At 35.3% G+C, this 1,590-nt stretch carries 2 protein-coding genes; both read left to right on the top strand.

Annotated elements, in window-relative coordinates:
* Positions 1-82 precede the first annotated feature (82 nt).
* On the top strand, positions 83-1,318 hold the full coding sequence (locus ACW2QC_RS20155) for an IS91 family transposase (RefSeq protein WP_457545713.1): 1,236 nt from the start codon (positions 83-85) through the stop codon (positions 1,316-1,318).
* Positions 1,293-1,547: a hypothetical protein gene (locus ACW2QC_RS20150; protein WP_457545712.1), complete on the top strand. Its 255-nt coding sequence runs from the start codon at positions 1,293-1,295 to the stop codon at positions 1,545-1,547. The genes ACW2QC_RS20155 and ACW2QC_RS20150 overlap by 26 nt, the downstream gene beginning before the upstream one ends.
* Positions 1,548-1,590: the final 43 nt, after the last annotated feature.

The following is a 1,590-nucleotide window of genomic DNA, read 5'->3' as shown; positions in this document are numbered from 1 at the left end:
TTGTCTAGGAAATTATAAAATCCCATAGTTGTGGATAACTTATGTGGTAAAATTTAATTATCTTACTTGTGGAGATAAACAGATGAGAAAAGGTACTGGTGTTATTAAAGAAATTTTAAAAGACCATTTCGCAGGCTTCTGGGAATTCCATTCTGATCGTTTTCCTGAGTCTTATCGTAGCCACATTAAAGAAACAGTGGAGAAAACAATTCGTTGTGGGACACGTGACTTGGGTTATGCTCGATATGAATGCTTAGGTTGTGAAGGAAATCCTCTACCTAAATTTGTTTGTTTTACTTGTAAAAGTAGATTGTGTCATCGTTGCGGAAAAAAGTATACAGATGACTGGTCGGATAAACAACAGGAAATGATATTTAATGTTACGCATCGTCACATGGTTTTTACTATTCCTCAAGAACTAAGAAACGTATTTTATGATGACAGGAAAAGATTAAATGAATTAAGTAAACAAGTAGCTGAAGTATTCCAATATCATAATAAGAAAAAAAGTAAAAAAAGAGAATTCCGTTCAGGTATAATTACCGTAATCCATACGTTTGGTAGGGATTTAAAGTTTAATCCGCATATCCATGCATTGGTTACGGAAGGTGCGTTAGATAACCAAAATGAATGGGTTAATAACGGATATATTCCTTATGAGTATTTGAGAAAATCGTGGCAGAAAGTAGTATTAGATTTATTGAAAAAGTGGTATCCCACGAATCGGAAAGTATTAGAACTTATCGATGATTTATACCAAAGATATCCTAAAGGGTTTTATGTAAACGCAGAAAAGAAAATGACCAACGCTAAACGTGTGGCCAAATATATTGGTAGATATTTAGCTCGACCAGCTATTGCGGAATATCGCATCGAAGATTACGATGGAAAAACGGTTCATTATTGGTATGAAGACCATAAAACGGGAAAGCGAGTAGATAAAAAGATACCTGTATATAGATTCTTATTTGAGATATTACAACATATTCCACCGAAGCATTTTCGAATGGTAGGAAGATATGGTTTGTATAGTAGAAGGTCACATCGAAAAGCACAACAAATATTAAGTTTATATGCATTCATGCGAACCAAACAGATTTCGTTTCTTTTAGAGACAAAACGTAAGAAGAAAACGTATCGTCAACGTATGATTGAATCCTTTGAAAAGGATCCTCTTGAATGTCCGCATTGCCAAAGAGAGATGGAACTTGTAGGAATATGGCATGCCGAATATGGATGGATATATCACTATATGGAGGAAGTAGAAATGGAAAGAAGGAGGAAATACGGAATTGGCAAACCAAAAAGAGCAGGATGAAACAAAAGAAGTAACACCTGATTGGTTGGATGAAGATGATCCCTTTGGTTTAAATGAAGAGATGGAGATTGTCTTATTTAAATGTTTGGATTGTAAAGGAACCGATGAAGTCCCTGAGTATATCATTGATGAATTTAGTGTGGATAAAAATAATAGGGGAGAAGTTGAACTACATTGTCCTCATTGTAACGGCACTATGATAGAAGCGAAAGAAGCCCCAAGTGATTAGCACTCACTTGGGACGTGATTAGGCGCGATAGCGCTTTTGTTCT

The organism is Virgibacillus sp. FSP13 (genome assembly GCF_054048505.1).
Note: the sequence above shows the minus strand (reverse complement) of the source record. Positions and strands in the feature narration are given on the sequence as shown.